The sequence below is a fragment of the Psychrobacillus psychrotolerans genome (assembly GCF_900115805.1).
GTDB lineage: Bacteria > Bacillota > Bacilli > Bacillales_A > Planococcaceae > Psychrobacillus > Psychrobacillus psychrotolerans.
The window spans coordinates 19,290-34,413 of the sequence record NZ_FOXU01000003.1 but is presented as its reverse complement, the minus strand read 5'-3'; the positions used below and the strand labels follow the sequence as shown (position 1 = coordinate 34,413).

Below are 15,124 nucleotides of genomic sequence, written 5' to 3'. Positions count from 1 at the left end.
ATCTAAACTCTGCAGTGAATAGATTTCTTCCTTGGTTAACTTTTGAATACAAAATTTTAAAAGCGCTTTCATAAGTCATTAAAGCACAACCATAATTTTCTATCAATACAAAATGTGACAGAAATGTTAACTGTAAATATCCTCAAAATCCGAATTTTCGGATATAATTTTAATCAAACTTGGTATCAAGAGGTATTTATAAATAAAATAAAAATCCGTTTTTCTGGATTCGTGTCCAGAAAAACGGATTTAGGTCATAAGTTGTGTTTTTTTATCTTCTCGTAAAGTGTTGATCTACTGAGTCCAAGTTGTTTGGCAATTTGTCTTTTATCAGATTCTTCCTCTAAGTAAGATTGAAGTACTTTCTTTTCTACTTCTGCTAATATATCCTCAAGCGTCCCCGTAGTTTGAAAAGAAGGTACATTACTTAACTTAATCTGGGAAGGCAGAGCGGAAGGCATAATAGTATCTTTTTCTGCTAAGTAAACAGCAGCCTGTAAAATATTTTGTAATTCCCTTACATTACCTGGCCAATGATAGGATTGAAGTAATTCCCGAGTTTTTGTTGCGAGTGTGATATGTCTTCGCCCCGCGTGAAGCATGAACTTTTGTAAAAAGAAATTCAGTAAATCAACAAAATCTTCCATTCTTTCTCTTAAAGGTGGAATTTTCAATGTAATTGCTTGCAAACGATAATATAAATCCTCCCTAAATTTCTTTTCCTCAATTAGTTGAGAAAGGGAAATGTTGGACGAAGCAACTATTCGTATATTTACTTTTTCACTCTGCTCCGAATTCAGTGGAGTAATTTCCTCTTCTTGCATTGCTCTTAATAACTTTGCTTGAAGTGTCAGCGGAAGTGCACTTATTTCATCTATATATAGAGTCCCTTTATCTGCTTGTTTAACTCTTCCATTTTGGACAGTTTCAGTAAGTGGATTATATACACCAAATAGTTCCCTTTCCAATAACTCAACCGGAACTTCTGCACAATTCACTTTAACAAAAGGAAAGTCTGAGCGTTCAGAAAGCTGATGTATGCTATGCGCAAACATATCTTTTCCAGTTCCACTCTCCCCTTCAATTAAGACTGGAAGATCACTAGGTGCTATTATTCCAGTCGTTTCTTTAATCTTCCGGATAGCTGGTGAACTTCCTTTTATGTCTTCCAATCTGTACTCGGTATAACTATTGTCTTCTATATTTAACTGCATTCTTTCCATTGTGGTACGAACATGAGAACTTAGTCTTTTCCAATCGGACATATCTCTGAAAATTACACTTCCAAAAGCCCCAACAATCTTTCCGTCTACAAAAAGAGGAACTCGATTCGCTAGCATATACGTTCCTTTAATATAATGTGGAGATGCATTGTCTGGAACACCAGACTTTATAACTTCATGCATTTTCGTATTTTCAATAATATCAGCTACTGGTTTACCTATCGCTTCCTCTCTCGTTACTTCAAGAAAGCGGCAATAATCTTCGTTGATATATAGAATTTTCGAATCTGCATCTACTACAACAAACCATTGAAATGCATTTTCTAAAATTTCGGCAAGTACAGAAGTTGGTAAATGTTGTTGAAAATTATCCAAACTAAATCACTTCCTTCTCCAGCTCTGCTTTCTTCAGTGGTCGATCATATAAAAGCGTAGGAATTATTGCTAACCCTATTAGCAAAGTTAAAACAAAGAACATGGCTTGAATACCATATACATCTACTAAAATACCTCCAGCTAACGGACCAATCATTCTTCCAATAGTAGCCATGCTATTCACTATACCTTGATAAAATCCTTCTCTCCCTTTCGGTGCTAACTGTCCAGCCAATGTTGGTACTGCTGGCCAGATAAATACCTCCCCGAGTGTCAGGATCACCATTGCAACGATAAACATTGTATAATCTTCCGCATAAGAAACAACAACAAATGACGCCATAAATATAGCAATGCCAAGAATCATTTGTGTTTTTATCTTATGCTCCAATTTATTTATAATTGGCTTTATAAGTGGCTGAGCTGCCAATATGAGTCCGCCATTTATAGTCCATAGTAAACTATATTGTTTTAATGTTATACCTAAATCCAACACATGAGTAGAAATGGTAGAAGTCCATTGTACATAAGCTACCCATGTAAACATATAACCGATAGTGACAATTAACAACGCATAAAACGGTGCTTTTTGTTTGATTTTTTTAGAACTTTTCAGTACAGAAGCATTAATATTTGGAGCAAGTCCCATTTTGCGGTAATAGACGCCTGCAACCACTAAAAATAATACATAAGTCAATAAATTTGCTAGAAAAATATTATTAATATTATGATCTGCAACCAATCCTGCCACGGCTGGACCAAGAGCCACTCCTAAATTTTGGGACAAATATATAGCATTAAACGCCTTACGACCACCTTCGGGCCAGACACTACCTACTAACGCATACATGCTAGGGAAAATAATACCACCACTAAAACCTAAAATTGCCACAAACCATATATATTCTGGCCATCCATGCCAAAAAGTTAAAAGCACTAGAGAAATCATGGACAATATAATTCCGAACATAATAGATTTATAACCACCTATTCTGTCAAATAAGTAACCACCAAGTAAGTTACCAATAACTCCAGTTCCAGCATTAATCATTAGCACGAATCCTGCCATCGTTAGTGTTTGTCCTAAATGCTCATGCATATATATTGTATGTAATGGCCATAAAAAAGAATTTCCCATTGTATTGATAAACATTCCAATTATTAAAAACCATACTGCTTTTGGCAATTGTAACACCCCATTTCTATTGCACTCAGAATATTGTATTCCTTTTCAAATAGCACTTCAAGAAGATTAGAACAAACTTCTCAAAGTCATGTTAAAATAATCCTGTTAAGGAGTGAAGAATATGAATGAAAATAACTTTCCATTCCCTTCAGATGGGAAACGGTATTATACATGGAATCGACATTTAAGAGATAGATTTGGCATGAAGATTTTCAAAATAGCTTTAGATGCGGGGTTTGATTGTCCAAATAGAGATGGTACTGTCGCTTTTGGCGGCTGTACTTTTTGTAGTGTCGCAGGTAGTGGAGATTTCGCGGGCGATAAAGTAGATCCTATACCAGTGCAATTCGAAAAGATTAAAACAAACATGCATGAGAAATGGAAAAACGGAAAATATATAGCCTATTTCCAAGCTTATACGAATACACATGCCCCCCTCCCTGTTTTAAAAGAAAAATTTGAAGCTGCATTGGCCTTAGAAGGTGTGATAGGGATTTCTATTGCGACAAGACCTGATTGTCTACCCGATGATGTAGTTGAATACCTAGCTGAGCTCAACAAACGAACATTTTTATGGATAGAGCTTGGACTACAGACAGTTCACGAGCGAACTGCTAATTTAGTAAACCGTGCACACGACTTCCCTACTTATATAGAAGGAGTCAATAAATTAAGAAAACATGGAATTTCAATATGTACGCATATTATAAACGGGCTACCCTTAGAAAATCGAGACATGATGATGGAAACCGCTAGAGAAGTTGCCAAACTCGATGTTCAAGGGATAAAAATACATTTACTTCATCTGTTAAAAGGAACACCAATGGTTAAACAGTATGAAAAAGGAATGTTAGAGTTCATGGAGCGTGACCCCTATATTCAGCTAGTAGCTGATCAGCTAGAAGTTTTGCCTCCTGAGATGGTCGTACAGCGTATAACTGGAGATGGCCCCATTGACTTAATGATTGGACCAATGTGGAGTGTAAATAAATGGGATGTATTAAACGGGATAGATGCGGAACTTGCTTCACGAGAAAGTTATCAAGGAAAACATTATGAAAAAAGTGGTGTAGTAAAATGAAACTAAAAAGAGTACTACCTTTTGCGAAACAATTGCTCATGTCTACGGTTGAACCAGGAGATACTGTAGTAGATGCAACTGCAGGGAATGGACACGACACCTTGTTTTTAACCGAGCTTGTTGGTGAAAATGGACATGTTTATGCTTTTGATGTCCAGGCCGAAGCTATTCAAGCAACTAGCGACAGATTAGAAGAAGCAAATAAATTAGAGCTAGCGACATTAATTCAAGATGGGCATGAAAACCTACACCTTTATATCCAACAAGAAGTTTCAGCAGCCATATTCAATCTAGGTTATTTACCTGGAAGTGACCATGAAATTATTACTACGGGTAATTCTACATTACAAGCTATTGAATCGTTACTACAACTTCTCAAAGTTGGTGGAATGATCGTACTAGTCGTTTATCACGGTCACCCCGGAGGTAAAGAAGAAAAAGAGGCTTTACTGAGCTATGTTCAACAATTACCTCAATCATTTGCTCATGTATTAAGCTATCAATTCTTAAACCAACAAAACAATCCACCATTTATCATTGCAATTGAAAAGATGAAAAAGTCTATATAGACACTGTCTTTTTAAGACAACCATAAAAAGAGCTCAAATTCAGTTATGAAATGAGCTCTTTTTATCATTAGTGCCATGTATAGTTTTTGAGTAATTTTCCACACAACACATAAAATACACGGTTTGGATAGTAAGAACTTTTCTTTTTCAATAGTTCAGTAGCATTCTCCACAGCTTCCTCGAGTGTGCTAAAACTAATTACTTTTTCAAATGAAGAATAAAGAATAAACGGTGAATCTGCATCCATCTTTAAAAATAAAAATGCATAATAATTATGCTTTTCTTCTTGATTATGCCCGGAATTTTCAATTACTTCTAAGTCATTTTCAGGAAAGTAAGTCCATTTTTGTTCTTTTAAAATACCGATACGTTTCATCACCCAAAGATTTGTGTAGCCCATATCAATTTCTTCGTACATCCGATTCTCGATATTCTTTAACTGTTCCTCGAACATTGGAAAATGTGGACTTCGATTTGTCATATATACAAAATACTTACGATTGTCTTTTTCATCGAGCAATTCTTTTTCTAACATGTATCGTGCCCTCCGTTTTCAAGAATGCTGATTTTAAGCTATGCCCTAGTCTTCCCAACTGCTAAAAGAATTGTCAGATAGAACCGCATTCTACCCCTTATAAATATATATTCTTTTCTCCCTTGTAATAATCCTTTTTTTAAAAACTATATGTAAAACTAAATTCTAATCTTTTTCCTACATAAGATATTACAGTTTATTATTAGAATATTTAGGGAAACATAATGATATTAATAATATGAGAGCTTACATAATCCTTTCCAAGCGATTCAAAACATACTTTTCTTTAGCGACCCTCTATGGCACATAGTTGCATATATAGTAGTAACAAGGGCAAGTTATTAAGAAAAGAAAATGTAATATGACATAGCTTGTGAAGTCCCTAAAGCTTAATGAGAATAAATTTAAAGGAGACACTTCATGCCGAAAATTGCTTCGATTAGTACATATAACCCTCCATATTCCTTGGAACAATCAAACATTGAGAATCTAACAAAAGAACTATTTCATGATAAGATACCCCAATTGAACAGACTATTAAAGGTGTTTGAAAATGGAGATATTCAAACTCGCCATTTTTGCGTGCCCTTAGAATGGCACCAAAGTGAACATAGCTTTGAAGAACGTAATAATTTGTATATTGAGTTAGCCACACAATATAGTGTGGAAGTAATACAGCGTTGTTTAAATAGTAATGAGTTTTTAGAAACTCCCTTGCATCCTAGTGAAATTGATGCCATATTTTTTGTTAGTAGTACTGGGATATCTACCCCGAGTATCGATGCCAGAGTCATGAATCATCTTCCCTTTTCAGATCGTATGAAACGGATTCCACTATGGGGGTTAGGCTGTGCCGGTGGTGCCTCAGGGATAAGTAGAGCATTCGATTATTGTAAGGCGCATCCCACCTCAAAAGTATTAGTAGTTTGCATAGAACTTTGTAGTTTAACCTTCCAACCAAATGACTTTTCAAAGAGTAACCTAATTGGAGCTTCGCTGTTTGCAGATGGAGCCGCTTGTGCATTAGTTTGTGGAGATGAAGTGAAGCTGACAACAACAAAATCAGTTCCTCATATTACCGCAACAGCCTCTAAATGGATGCCAGATTCTGAAGATGTAATGGGATGGGATATAAAAAATAATGGATTGCATGTTGTATTTTCTAAAAGTATCCCTTCTATTATTTCTACATGGTTAGGACCATTTATAGATGAATTTTTAAGTGAGCAACATATTAAGAAGGAGCAACTAGCGAACTTTGTGGCACATCCAGGTGGAAAGAAAGTATTACAAGCATATGAGGAAACATTACAATTAACAGAAGAACATACGAATATTTCACGTGATGTATTAAAGAAGCATGGGAATATGTCGTCTCCTACGGTTCTTTATGTGCTAGAGCAGTTTATGAAGAAACAACGCTCAAATGACGAATTAGGCTTACTAGTAGCATTAGGACCTGGTTTTTGTGGGGAAGCTATATTATTAAATTGGAGGGATTAGTTTGTTATTCTTCATCCTTATCTCACTAGTGATTATTCAGAGACTTATTGAAGTGGCTGTTGCAAAACGCAATGAAAAAAGAATGCTTGCACAAGGGGCTTATGAAGTGGGAGCATCTCATTATCCATTTATGGTTGCAATGCATGTTTGTTTTTTTATAAGTTTGATAGCAGAAGTTTTAGTATTTGAACGAGGTCTTTCTCCTTTGTTCCCAGTATTTCTGCTACTCTTTATATTTGTTCAATTGCTCCGTATGTGGTGTTTGACCTCTTTAGGATCTTTTTGGAATACAAAAATAATCATCTTACCAGATGCAAATGTTGTTAAAAGTGGTCCTTATACATTCATGCGACATCCAAACTATGTAGTTGTTTGTGTGGAGATTGTTTTATTGCCACTCATGTTCCAAGCATATTTTACGGCTATTGCTTTTACCCTTTTAAATCTGGCGATGCTCTCTGTCCGGATTCCTACAGAAGAAAAAGCTTTGCGGGAAGTCACTAACTATGAAGACAAATTTAAAAAGAAGATTTCGGCATCATAGCCGAAATCTTCTTTTCTTATTTAGTCATTTCTTTATTGGCAGCTTCTTCTACTGCTCTGGCAACTAAATGATGCAATGTTGGATCCAACGGGTTTGGAATCAGTTCGCCTGGTTTAGTATGCTTAACAATTGCTAAAGACGCAGCGATTAACATTGGATAAGTAATCTCTTTTGCGCCAGCATCTAAAGCTCCCTTGAAGATACCTGGGAATCCGATAACATTATTTACCGAGCGTCCGTCCGCTGCAAATGCTGCTCCTGCCGCAATTGCATCAGATGGTAAAATCTCTGGATTTGGGTTTGATAATGCTAGTATTATTTGCCCTTCTCGAACTATCTCAGCTTTAATAAGGCCAGAAACTCCAGTTGTAGCAACAATAATATCACATTTTTCCATTATCGCTTCTAATGATTCTGAAGTTTTTCCGCCGTAATTAGTTAAACGCTCTTGTGCAGCTTCTTGTCTGTCTAAACCGTAAACTTCCTCTACTCCATATGCCATTAACATACGACAAATTGCTAAGCCTGCGGCACCAAGTCCAATCTGTCCGATTTTTGCATGTTTAATATCCACGTTAGTAGCTTTACAAGCAGACAATATTGCAGCAAGTGCTACTACGGCTGTACCATGTTGGTCATCATGCATAACCGGTATGGATAGTTCTGCTTTTAATCTTTCTTCAATCTCGAAGCAATGTGGAGAGCCAATATCCTCCAGTAAAATTGCTCCAAAACCTTTGTGAATATGTTTGACTGTTTCCACAATCTCATCTGGATCGCTAGTATTTAATAATATTGGTATTCCACTTAGTCCAACAAATTGGTCTAACAGTACCGCTTTTCCTTCCATAACTGGCATCCCTGCAACAGGTCCTATATTCCCTAGACCTAAAATAGCAGTTCCATCCGTTACAATAGCAACAGAGCTACCAATGGAAGTAAAATAGTTCGCTTTTTCTGGATTGTGTAAAATCTCCATACAAACCGATGCTACACCCGGTGTGTAAATACGTTGAAGATCGCGTAGAGAACGAACATCTAGTCTGCTCTTCATCGCAATTTTACCGCCTTCATGAGCCTTTAGTACATCATCAGTTACAGCATGAATTTTCACGCCGTTATCAATCGATTCTATATTGGAAATCACTTGATCTAATTGGGTTTTTGATTTACAAGTAATAGTAATATCTCGAATAGTTGTTAACGCACCACTTTTAAGAGTAGTAATGTCCCCGATATCTCCCTCTGCCATACCGATTGCAGTTGCGACTTTAGCAAAATTACCAGGTTTTGAAGGTGTTTCTACAATAATGTTACGAATAATATGTTGGCTTTGCATGTTAAATCTCCTAACTCTATTCTCTTTTTCAACCAACAAATTATAACATAAATAGCATACCTATGCCTTGACATCTCTTTTAATAAATGTCATGAAGCTTAATGCTATAAATATTATTGCGTAAACTCCAAGGACAGCTAGTGACATAAAGAGAGTAGTTTCTTCTATAAAAAATTCTTTTCTCAGATGTTGTGTTAAGTCTGAATGTGTTAACCAGATATATTCCACTGGTATATACTTTTGCAAAAGCATAATAATCATAGGTCCCATCATTAAAAATAACATAGACAAAGCTATTGCAATAGAAGGTGAACTAAATACCGTTCCGATAAAGAATGCAAAAAGGATAGACATAGTGAAATCCCCTAGAGAATACACGTACGTTAAGAATATATCTTTCATCGTATTTGTCTGTTGCACTACCCCATCAACAATAGTCAAATCAACCCCAGTAGCTGTTCCAAATAAGATAAATCCAATTACAGTTGTAAGAACAATTGTCACTAATATTAAAGTAAATCCAAATAAGAATATCGTTATTAGTTTAGATGTTAATACTTTAAAACGACTAACCGGCCTTGTTAAAAGCATCTTAATCGTACCATCTGTAAATTCCTGCGATACAATCGACGCGCCTGGAATCACAGTCAATAATGTTATTAGCACCATTATAGATGCCCCAAATGCCATATTCCCCTCCATACTTTGGTTCACTTGAGGTGCTGCGTTGTTGTCTAAGCGATACTGCGCCATTTCTTTTTGTTCCTCATACATTTGAATGGACCATTCATCTAAATCTGGAGTTTGAAGCTGTGTATTAGCGTCTGTAATCATAGCTTGTTGTTCCTGTTTCCAATCTGAGTCATTCACTTCTTCCATAAATACCTTATCTAACACACCAACACCGATAATAACTAATAGTAAAATAACTAAAATTGCCCATGTGCCTTTTTTATGCCATAACTTCATCCATTCATTCTGTATCAAATTAAACAATTTGACCGCCTCCTGTCATTTGAAGAAACTGCTCTTCAAGTGTTTCATGCACGGCTGAAACAGCAAATATTTGAACCTGTTGTGCAACTAATTCATTGATAAGATCAGGTACCTTATCCTCTTTTAACTCAAGTAAAAATATCCCTTCTTGCGTTGTAAATACATAGTCATTTGAACTTAGATAGTTTTCTACCAATTCGAATGGCTCAGCCTTAAGCTTCATACGTGCCTTTTCATCGCTTTGAATCATCCGTTCATCTATCAGCTTACCATTTTGAATAACAGCAACCCTATCACACATTAACTCTATTTCTGATAAAAGATGACTAGAGACAAATATAGAAACGTTATTTTCCACGGCAATTTTTCGAAGATACGTCCGGAACTCTCGAATTCCTGCAGGATCTAAACCGTTTGTTGGCTCGTCTAATATTAAGAATTTAGGATCATGAAGTAGTGCTTGTGCTAATCCTAATCGCTGTCGCATCCCCAAGGAATACGTCGATACTTTCTCATTAATACGCTTTGTTAAACCTACTTGTTTAACTACTTCATCAATTCGCTCTTTTGAGACATCTTTGTGCATTCGAGAGAAATGAATTAAGTTCTTGTATCCCGACATATATTTGTACATTTCCGGATTTTCTACAATTACCCCTACATTCGAAATTGCCTTTTCGTAATCATCTGCTATAGATGCACCCTCAATTGTAATTGTTCCACTAGTTAGACGCATAAGACCTGTCATTAAACGAACAGTTGTTGTTTTACCAGCCCCATTCGGTCCTAAAAATCCAGTAATTTGTCCTGGAAATAACTCTAGTGACAGATTATCAATAAGTGTTTTTCCTTTAATAATCTTCGTAACATTTTTTAATTCAACAATTGGTTTTGACACTTCAATTCACCTTCTCTTTCGTTACATATTTCATCCAGCTCACTGCATCCTGATTGGTTTCAAAACGGATTGTTTCTAAATCATCCTGGGCAATTACTTTTCCTTGCTTTAAGACGATTAGTTGATCGAGTATAGGCTCGACTTCATGTAATTCATGCGTTGATAAAATGATGGATTGCTCCTCCATATTTGTATAGCGAATGAGTCCCTTTATCAATGATTCACGTACAATTGGATCCAACCCAGAAAATGGTTCATCCATTACATAGTAGGCAGTATTTCTACCAAGTGTGGCTGCCATTTTTGCCCTACCACGATTTCCTTTTGACAGCTTTTTCAATTTCACATCTACATCTACTTCTAAAAAATTGGCTACTTCTAATGCCTTATGAATAGAAAAATCCGAAAACTGAGATGCATAGAATGTGAAAAGCTCCTTAGTTGTATAAAAGCTATAAAACAAATCCATATCAGGTAAATACGCTATGTCAGCTGCATGTCTCCTAGATAAGGACTCATCGTAAAGAGAAATAGTTCCTTTTCTTGGTCTTTGTATACCAGCAATTATTTTCAGTAGAGTAGATTTCCCACTGCCATTCTCCCCAGCTATACCTATTATCTGCCCGATTGGAAAAGAAAGTGATATATCCTTTAGTACTTCCTGTCTTTGGTAGTTATACGAGACATGTTGAAGTTGAATCATTTACTCTCTTCCTTTCTTTGCAAAATTTGAATGATTTCTTCTTTTGAAAAACCAAACGCTGCAATAGACTGAATAAATTGAGTGACCAATTCAACTTTCATATCCTCTCGCAAATGCTGAATTCGACCTTCCTCTGTTGTAATGAAGGTACCTTGACCGCGCTTAGTATCTGTTAGCCCCATCATCTCAAGCTCCTTATATACACGTTGTACAGTGTTGACATTAACACCAACCTCCAATGAGTATTCTCGAACAGATAGCATTTTGTCACCAGGCTGTAAATTTCCTTTTAAAATATCCCCACAGATTATATCTACGAGTTGGCTATAAATAGGTTTGTCACGAGTGAAATGCTGTGTCATCTCGTTACCACCTTCTCCAACCATTTACAAATGAACCAAAATAACAGAATAAAGATAATCCACATAAAAATTTCTTCTACTATATAAATTGAACCTATATCCAGGGTAAAATCACTTGTAGCAGACTCAGGTAAGTAAGTACCTAAAAATTTTAAAGATACTTCACCTTGCATTAATAACTTATCAATAGAAAGAAAACTAAGTACTTTTGGTAAAAAAATAACAACTAACAAGAAAACCACTAAAGACAGAATTACAGAAAATTTACCAATCCAGTATTTACCTTCTACATACAATGTCCAAAATAATAGCCAAATAATAGTTAAAATAATACCCGCTATTAGCAATATAACTAGCAATAAAATTTGAAGATAAAGCATCTGAGCAAAGCTACCAATTATCATATCGGACAAGAAATAGATGCCAGCTGTCGTAATGAATATATTTCCAATAAAATATATTCCTAGGCTAAACAAAATTTTAGCACCAATCAACATGTGCATTGAATTTGGATTATGTAACCACGTATCTTTTTTTCCATTGTCCGTATTTAATGATTTATTAAACTGGACTAGGAGATTTACAATACTAAAACCAAGCATTATAATCAGCAATCCCATTCTAATTTCCTGTACGCTTTGAACAGATGCTAGATATTTCTCCAATAATATCGGAAGAATGAAAACAACACCCAAACTCATTACAGCTGAACCAAGTAGCCACGACTTGTACAGAGCCCATTCCTTTAATAATAATCCCTTCAATTTTTCATCTCCTTTATTAACAGTATATTAGTGTATTAGTTATATAGTACACTAATACTATATAATGGAATATTCTTATTTTCAAGTGTTTTAATTAAATTATCAGAAAGAGCACAAAAAAGTTAGTTGCTTATATACAATGAAACCCCGTCATTATAATTGACGGGGTTGTTTTTTCTTTTATTTATCTTCGTTTTCATTTTCAACTAAGAACTTTAATTTAGAAAGTTTGTTATGCCAGAATTGTTCATAGTAGTCCAACCACTGCTTCACTTCCGTCAATGGCTCCAGCTTTAAATGATACACTTTTTCTCTGCCTAACTTTTGACCTGTGACTAGACCGGCTTCCGTTAGAACTTTTAGATGTTTAACAATTGCTGTTCTGCTCATATCATAATTAGAAGTAATTTCAGCAATGGATCTCTCTTTACTTGCTAATAGTCGAAGGACGTCTCTCCTCGTTGGATCAGCAATAGCTTGAAAAACATCTACTTTTTTGAGCGATTCACTCATTAAGATTCAACTACTTGTTTAAATTTATTTTGTACAATTCCATTCCAACCTTGCGCCATTATATCACGAACATCAGCATTCGACTTTTTAGCTTTCGGTACAATAGAGTCTGCTTCCTTCCATCCACCATGAATCAATGTGAATTCAGTTTGAGAACCAATTTCTTTCAAAAGAAAAGTTATAATCCAACCATCTGTATCCCATTGAAAAGAAAGTTTATGTGGTTCGTCTATTTCAACTACCTTACAAGGGGATGGCCCAAATGGTGATTGGATAGTAAATTCAAATCCAACTTGAGCTTGAAAATCATTGGACATAAACCAAGCTGAAATTCCTTCCGCAGTGGAGACATAGTTCCATACTTTTTGAATTGGTGCTTCTACTAAAACTGTTTGCGTTATATCAGGTAAATTATTTTTCACTTTTAAATTTCTCCTTTACTACATAAATGTGAAACCCTTAGGTGTCATATTATATAGAACCAAAAGGTGTTATGTCAATTCGCACAAAAACTCCCCTCTACAATTTAGTAGAAGAGAGTTTTAGTTTTAAACAATATAGCCTATATCCGTTAACACATTATTAATAAATGACTGAGAGTAAGTAAAGATTTCTTCTCGCTCTGGTTCGTGATAGAGGTCGTGAAAACAATTTTTCCATTCTTTATATTGATATTCAGAAAGTTCCTGCCTCTTCAACCATCTTGCTACAGCATTTGTCTCGGTAATCTTATCTCGTTCACCAGTCATAACGAGAATTGGTTTATTTGGAATAGAGATTTCCGATTGATTTACTGTTTTTAGGAGTGTTTGAAGCTCCTTGTACCATTCTGTTGAAATAAAGGTACTATAAGTAGGATCAGATACAAATTGTTGAATTACCTCATAATTTCTCGTTAACTCATTTAATTGAATATCATGATTGATTTTCTGCGGTATGGACAACTTGGCTAGTGTATTTGTCCATTTGGATGGGAGTTTTTGAAGTTGGAGCCATGGAGATGTCAATATTACTCCCGCATATTCAATATCTAGTTTTCGTAAAACTTTAATAAGTAAGGTTGCTCCAAGGCCATGCCCCATTAAAAATATAGGTAGGTCGTATGTAACCGCCACTTGCATCGCTTGTTTAATGTAGTTCTTATATAGTTCGAAGGATTCGTCATGAATATTTTTTGATTTTTTTAATTCTCCATGACCGGGCAAGTCACCCATAACGATATGATAGTTGGAGCTTCTCAACTTTTCGATTAACCAAGCATATCTTCTATGATGTTCATATGCACTATGAACAATAACTATTACGGCTTTAGGCTTTCCTTCTGTTTCCCATTTCCACATATAAACAAACCTCTTTTCTTCCTTGCATTTCCACGGTATTTATTTTCATTCAAACTGTATGTCTGTTACCATTAATTATAATCTATTTTCAAAAGGAGCGTATGTTAAATGATTTATCCATATAAAGGGAAAACACCAATTATAGACGACTCTGCTTTTATAGCTGATTATGTCACAATAACAGGTGATGTGACAATCGGTCCAGAGACTACAATTTGGTTTAATACGGTAATTAGAGGGGATGTTGCTCCTACTATTATTGGAAGTAAAGTTAGTATACAAGATTTAAGTTGTCTGCATCAAAGTCCAAATAATCCACTCATCATAGAAGACGAAGTAACTATTGGACATCAAGTCACTTTACATAGTTGCACAATACGTAAAGGTGCATTAATAGGGATGGGATCCATTATTCTAGATGGAGCTGAAATTGGAGAAGGTGCATTCATCGGAGCAGGTAGTCTAGTACCTCCTGGCAAGAAGATACCTCCCAATTCTTTGGCACTAGGAAGCCCCGCAAAAGTCGTTCGTGAGCTAAACGATGAAGATAAGGCCGATGTCCAAAGAATTATCCGAGAATATGTAGAAAAAGGACAATACTATAAATCCCTTCAAAAATAACATTAGTTAGTGATTATTTGTCTTGATTGATCGATTAATAACTATCATTGATCGATTCTTATTATATTCCCCATGAAAAAAGGCTTTCCCTTATAGGAAAGCCTTTTTTGAAAGATAAGCGTATATAAAATTTTACTGTGGACACTGTGTTTTTGGGTGAAAGAATGAATAGTACTACTGATTTGCGTTTCAGGTGGACGCGTTCGGTGGGGTGAGCGATGAGCTATCACCGCCGCTACGCGTCGTTGTGATATCTCATCTGTCTCACTCATCCCACCCGAGTCGCCACCTTGCACTCCAATCGATTAAGCAAGTAGTTACTCAACAAGAAACAACACAGCCTATTGCTTAAATGATAAGAGTAGTACAAAGTTAATATAGTGATAAAACAGTCTGTTGAATGAAGGATTCTATCCTGTCATGAAGGATGAAGATAGTAGATTTTGTAACAGTGGAAATAAATGAAAATAGCGAGTTTTTACTAAATAAAGAAGCGAAATAGCGAACGAAATTGCATCTTCGTGAGCTTTCTCTTTTCAGTAGGAAAGAATTTTATCTCTAGTTAGCCAAAA

At 35.6% G+C, this 15,124-nt stretch carries 17 protein-coding genes; 5 read left to right on the top strand and 12 right to left on the bottom strand.

Annotated features, from left to right (window positions below; genetic code table 11):
• Positions 1 to 254: 254 nt before the first annotated feature.
• Positions 255 to 1,598 carry a sigma-54 interaction domain-containing protein gene (locus BM260_RS07925; RefSeq protein WP_093536807.1) on the bottom strand — a complete coding sequence of 448 codons (1,344 nt, stop codon included), beginning with the start codon at positions 1,596 to 1,598 and terminating at the stop codon, positions 255 to 257.
• Between the two features lies 1 nt (position 1,599).
• Positions 1,600 to 2,784, bottom strand: coding sequence for an MDR family MFS transporter (locus BM260_RS07920; RefSeq protein ID WP_093536806.1), 1,185 nt, complete (start codon positions 2,782 to 2,784; stop codon positions 1,600 to 1,602).
• 121 nt (positions 2,785 to 2,905) lie between these two features.
• Between BM260_RS07920 and BM260_RS07915 the strand changes: the two genes are divergently transcribed.
• Positions 2,906 to 3,865, top strand: a complete 960-nt coding sequence (locus BM260_RS07915; RefSeq protein WP_093536805.1) for a TIGR01212 family radical SAM protein — start codon at positions 2,906 to 2,908, stop codon at positions 3,863 to 3,865.
• Complete coding sequence (locus tag BM260_RS07910; protein ID WP_093536804.1) at positions 3,862 to 4,434, top strand: class I SAM-dependent methyltransferase; 573 nt, start codon at positions 3,862 to 3,864, stop codon at positions 4,432 to 4,434. Before BM260_RS07915 ends, BM260_RS07910 begins: the two co-directional genes overlap by 4 nt.
• 67 nt (positions 4,435 to 4,501) lie before the next feature.
• Here the strand turns inward: BM260_RS07910 and BM260_RS07905 are convergent, their stop codons facing one another.
• Complete coding sequence (locus BM260_RS07905) at positions 4,502 to 4,969, bottom strand: hypothetical protein (RefSeq protein WP_093536803.1); 468 nt, start codon at positions 4,967 to 4,969, stop codon at positions 4,502 to 4,504.
• A 420-nt stretch (positions 4,970 to 5,389) separates the two neighbouring features.
• On the opposite strand from BM260_RS07905, the gene BM260_RS07900 reads away from it, so the two are divergent.
• Together BM260_RS07900 and BM260_RS07895 are read left to right on the top strand one after the other, a co-directional pair.
• The gene (locus tag BM260_RS07900) at positions 5,390 to 6,472 is read left to right on the top strand and encodes a type III polyketide synthase (RefSeq protein ID WP_093536802.1); all 1,083 of its coding nucleotides are present in this window, start codon (positions 5,390 to 5,392) and stop codon (positions 6,470 to 6,472) included.
• Positions 6,473 to 6,554: 82 nt separating this feature from the next.
• Complete coding sequence (locus tag BM260_RS07895; RefSeq protein ID WP_407691707.1) at positions 6,555 to 7,016, top strand: isoprenylcysteine carboxyl methyltransferase family protein; 462 nt, start codon at positions 6,555 to 6,557, stop codon at positions 7,014 to 7,016.
• A gap of 16 nt (positions 7,017 to 7,032) precedes the next feature.
• On the opposite strand, the gene BM260_RS07890 is transcribed toward BM260_RS07895, so the two are convergent.
• From BM260_RS07890 to BM260_RS07850, 9 genes are all read right to left on the bottom strand, one after another.
• Positions 7,033 to 8,355, bottom strand: a complete 1,323-nt coding sequence (locus BM260_RS07890) for an NAD-dependent malic enzyme (protein WP_093536800.1) — start codon at positions 8,353 to 8,355, stop codon at positions 7,033 to 7,035.
• A 60-nt stretch (positions 8,356 to 8,415) separates the two neighbouring features.
• Positions 8,416 to 9,351, bottom strand: a complete 936-nt coding sequence (locus tag BM260_RS07885; protein ID WP_093536799.1) for an ABC transporter permease — start codon at positions 9,349 to 9,351, stop codon at positions 8,416 to 8,418.
• Entirely contained in the window at positions 9,344 to 10,249 is a 906-nt protein-coding gene (locus BM260_RS07880; RefSeq protein WP_093536798.1) for an ABC transporter ATP-binding protein, read from the bottom strand. The genes BM260_RS07885 and BM260_RS07880 overlap by 8 nt, the downstream gene beginning before the upstream one ends.
• A 1-nt stretch (position 10,250) precedes the next feature.
• A complete protein-coding gene (locus BM260_RS07875) occupies positions 10,251 to 10,952 on the bottom strand; it encodes an ATP-binding cassette domain-containing protein (protein WP_093536797.1) in 702 nt (233 codons plus the stop codon).
• Positions 10,949 to 11,314: a GntR family transcriptional regulator gene (locus BM260_RS07870; RefSeq protein WP_093536796.1), complete on the bottom strand. Its 366-nt coding sequence runs from the start codon at positions 11,312 to 11,314 to the stop codon at positions 10,949 to 10,951. The genes BM260_RS07875 and BM260_RS07870 overlap by 4 nt, the downstream gene beginning before the upstream one ends.
• A complete protein-coding gene (locus BM260_RS07865; protein WP_093536795.1) occupies positions 11,311 to 12,078 on the bottom strand; it encodes a hypothetical protein in 768 nt (255 codons plus the stop codon). Before BM260_RS07865 ends, BM260_RS07870 begins: the two co-directional genes overlap by 4 nt.
• Before the next feature lie 180 nt (positions 12,079 to 12,258).
• Positions 12,259 to 12,591 (bottom strand): ArsR/SmtB family transcription factor, encoded by a 333-nt coding sequence (locus BM260_RS07860; protein WP_093536794.1) that lies wholly within the window; start codon positions 12,589 to 12,591, stop codon positions 12,259 to 12,261.
• Complete coding sequence (locus tag BM260_RS07855; protein WP_093536793.1) at positions 12,591 to 13,013, bottom strand: SRPBCC family protein; 423 nt, start codon at positions 13,011 to 13,013, stop codon at positions 12,591 to 12,593. The genes BM260_RS07860 and BM260_RS07855 overlap by 1 nt, the downstream gene beginning before the upstream one ends.
• Before the next feature lie 126 nt (positions 13,014 to 13,139).
• Positions 13,140 to 13,931 carry an alpha/beta hydrolase gene (locus BM260_RS07850; protein WP_093536792.1) on the bottom strand — a complete coding sequence of 264 codons (792 nt, stop codon included), beginning with the start codon at positions 13,929 to 13,931 and terminating at the stop codon, positions 13,140 to 13,142.
• 108 nt (positions 13,932 to 14,039) lie between these two features.
• Here BM260_RS07850 and BM260_RS07845 point away from each other — a divergent pair, with 108 nt between their 5' ends.
• Positions 14,040 to 14,552, top strand: a complete 513-nt coding sequence (locus BM260_RS07845; protein ID WP_093536791.1) for a gamma carbonic anhydrase — start codon at positions 14,040 to 14,042, stop codon at positions 14,550 to 14,552.
• Positions 14,553 to 15,124 lie beyond the last annotated feature (572 nt).

Bases quoted from the DNA above. Each gene is read 5' to 3' on its own strand.
- BM260_RS07915 (WP_093536805.1), top strand. From the start codon at position 2,906: ATGAATGAAAATAACTTTCCATTCCCTTCAGATGGGAAACGGTATTAT.
- BM260_RS07910 (WP_093536804.1), top strand. From the start codon at position 3,862: ATGAAACTAAAAAGAGTACTACCTTTTGCGAAACAATTGCTCATGTCT.
- BM260_RS07905 (WP_093536803.1), bottom strand. From the start codon at position 4,969: ATGTTAGAAAAAGAATTGCTCGATGAAAAAGACAATCGTAAGTATTTT.
- BM260_RS07900 (WP_093536802.1), top strand. From the start codon at position 5,390: ATGCCGAAAATTGCTTCGATTAGTACATATAACCCTCCATATTCCTTG.
- BM260_RS07895 (WP_407691707.1), top strand. From the start codon at position 6,555: ATGCTTGCACAAGGGGCTTATGAAGTGGGAGCATCTCATTATCCATTT.
- BM260_RS07890 (WP_093536800.1), bottom strand. From the start codon at position 8,355: ATGCAAAGCCAACATATTATTCGTAACATTATTGTAGAAACACCTTCA.
- BM260_RS07875 (WP_093536797.1), bottom strand. From the start codon at position 10,952: ATGATTCAACTTCAACATGTCTCGTATAACTACCAAAGACAGGAAGTA.
- BM260_RS07870 (WP_093536796.1), bottom strand. From the start codon at position 11,314: ATGACACAGCATTTCACTCGTGACAAACCTATTTATAGCCAACTCGTA.
- BM260_RS07860 (WP_093536794.1), bottom strand. From the start codon at position 12,591: ATGAGTGAATCGCTCAAAAAAGTAGATGTTTTTCAAGCTATTGCTGAT.
- BM260_RS07850 (WP_093536792.1), bottom strand. From the start codon at position 13,931: ATGTGGAAATGGGAAACAGAAGGAAAGCCTAAAGCCGTAATAGTTATT.
- BM260_RS07845 (WP_093536791.1), top strand. From the start codon at position 14,040: ATGATTTATCCATATAAAGGGAAAACACCAATTATAGACGACTCTGCT.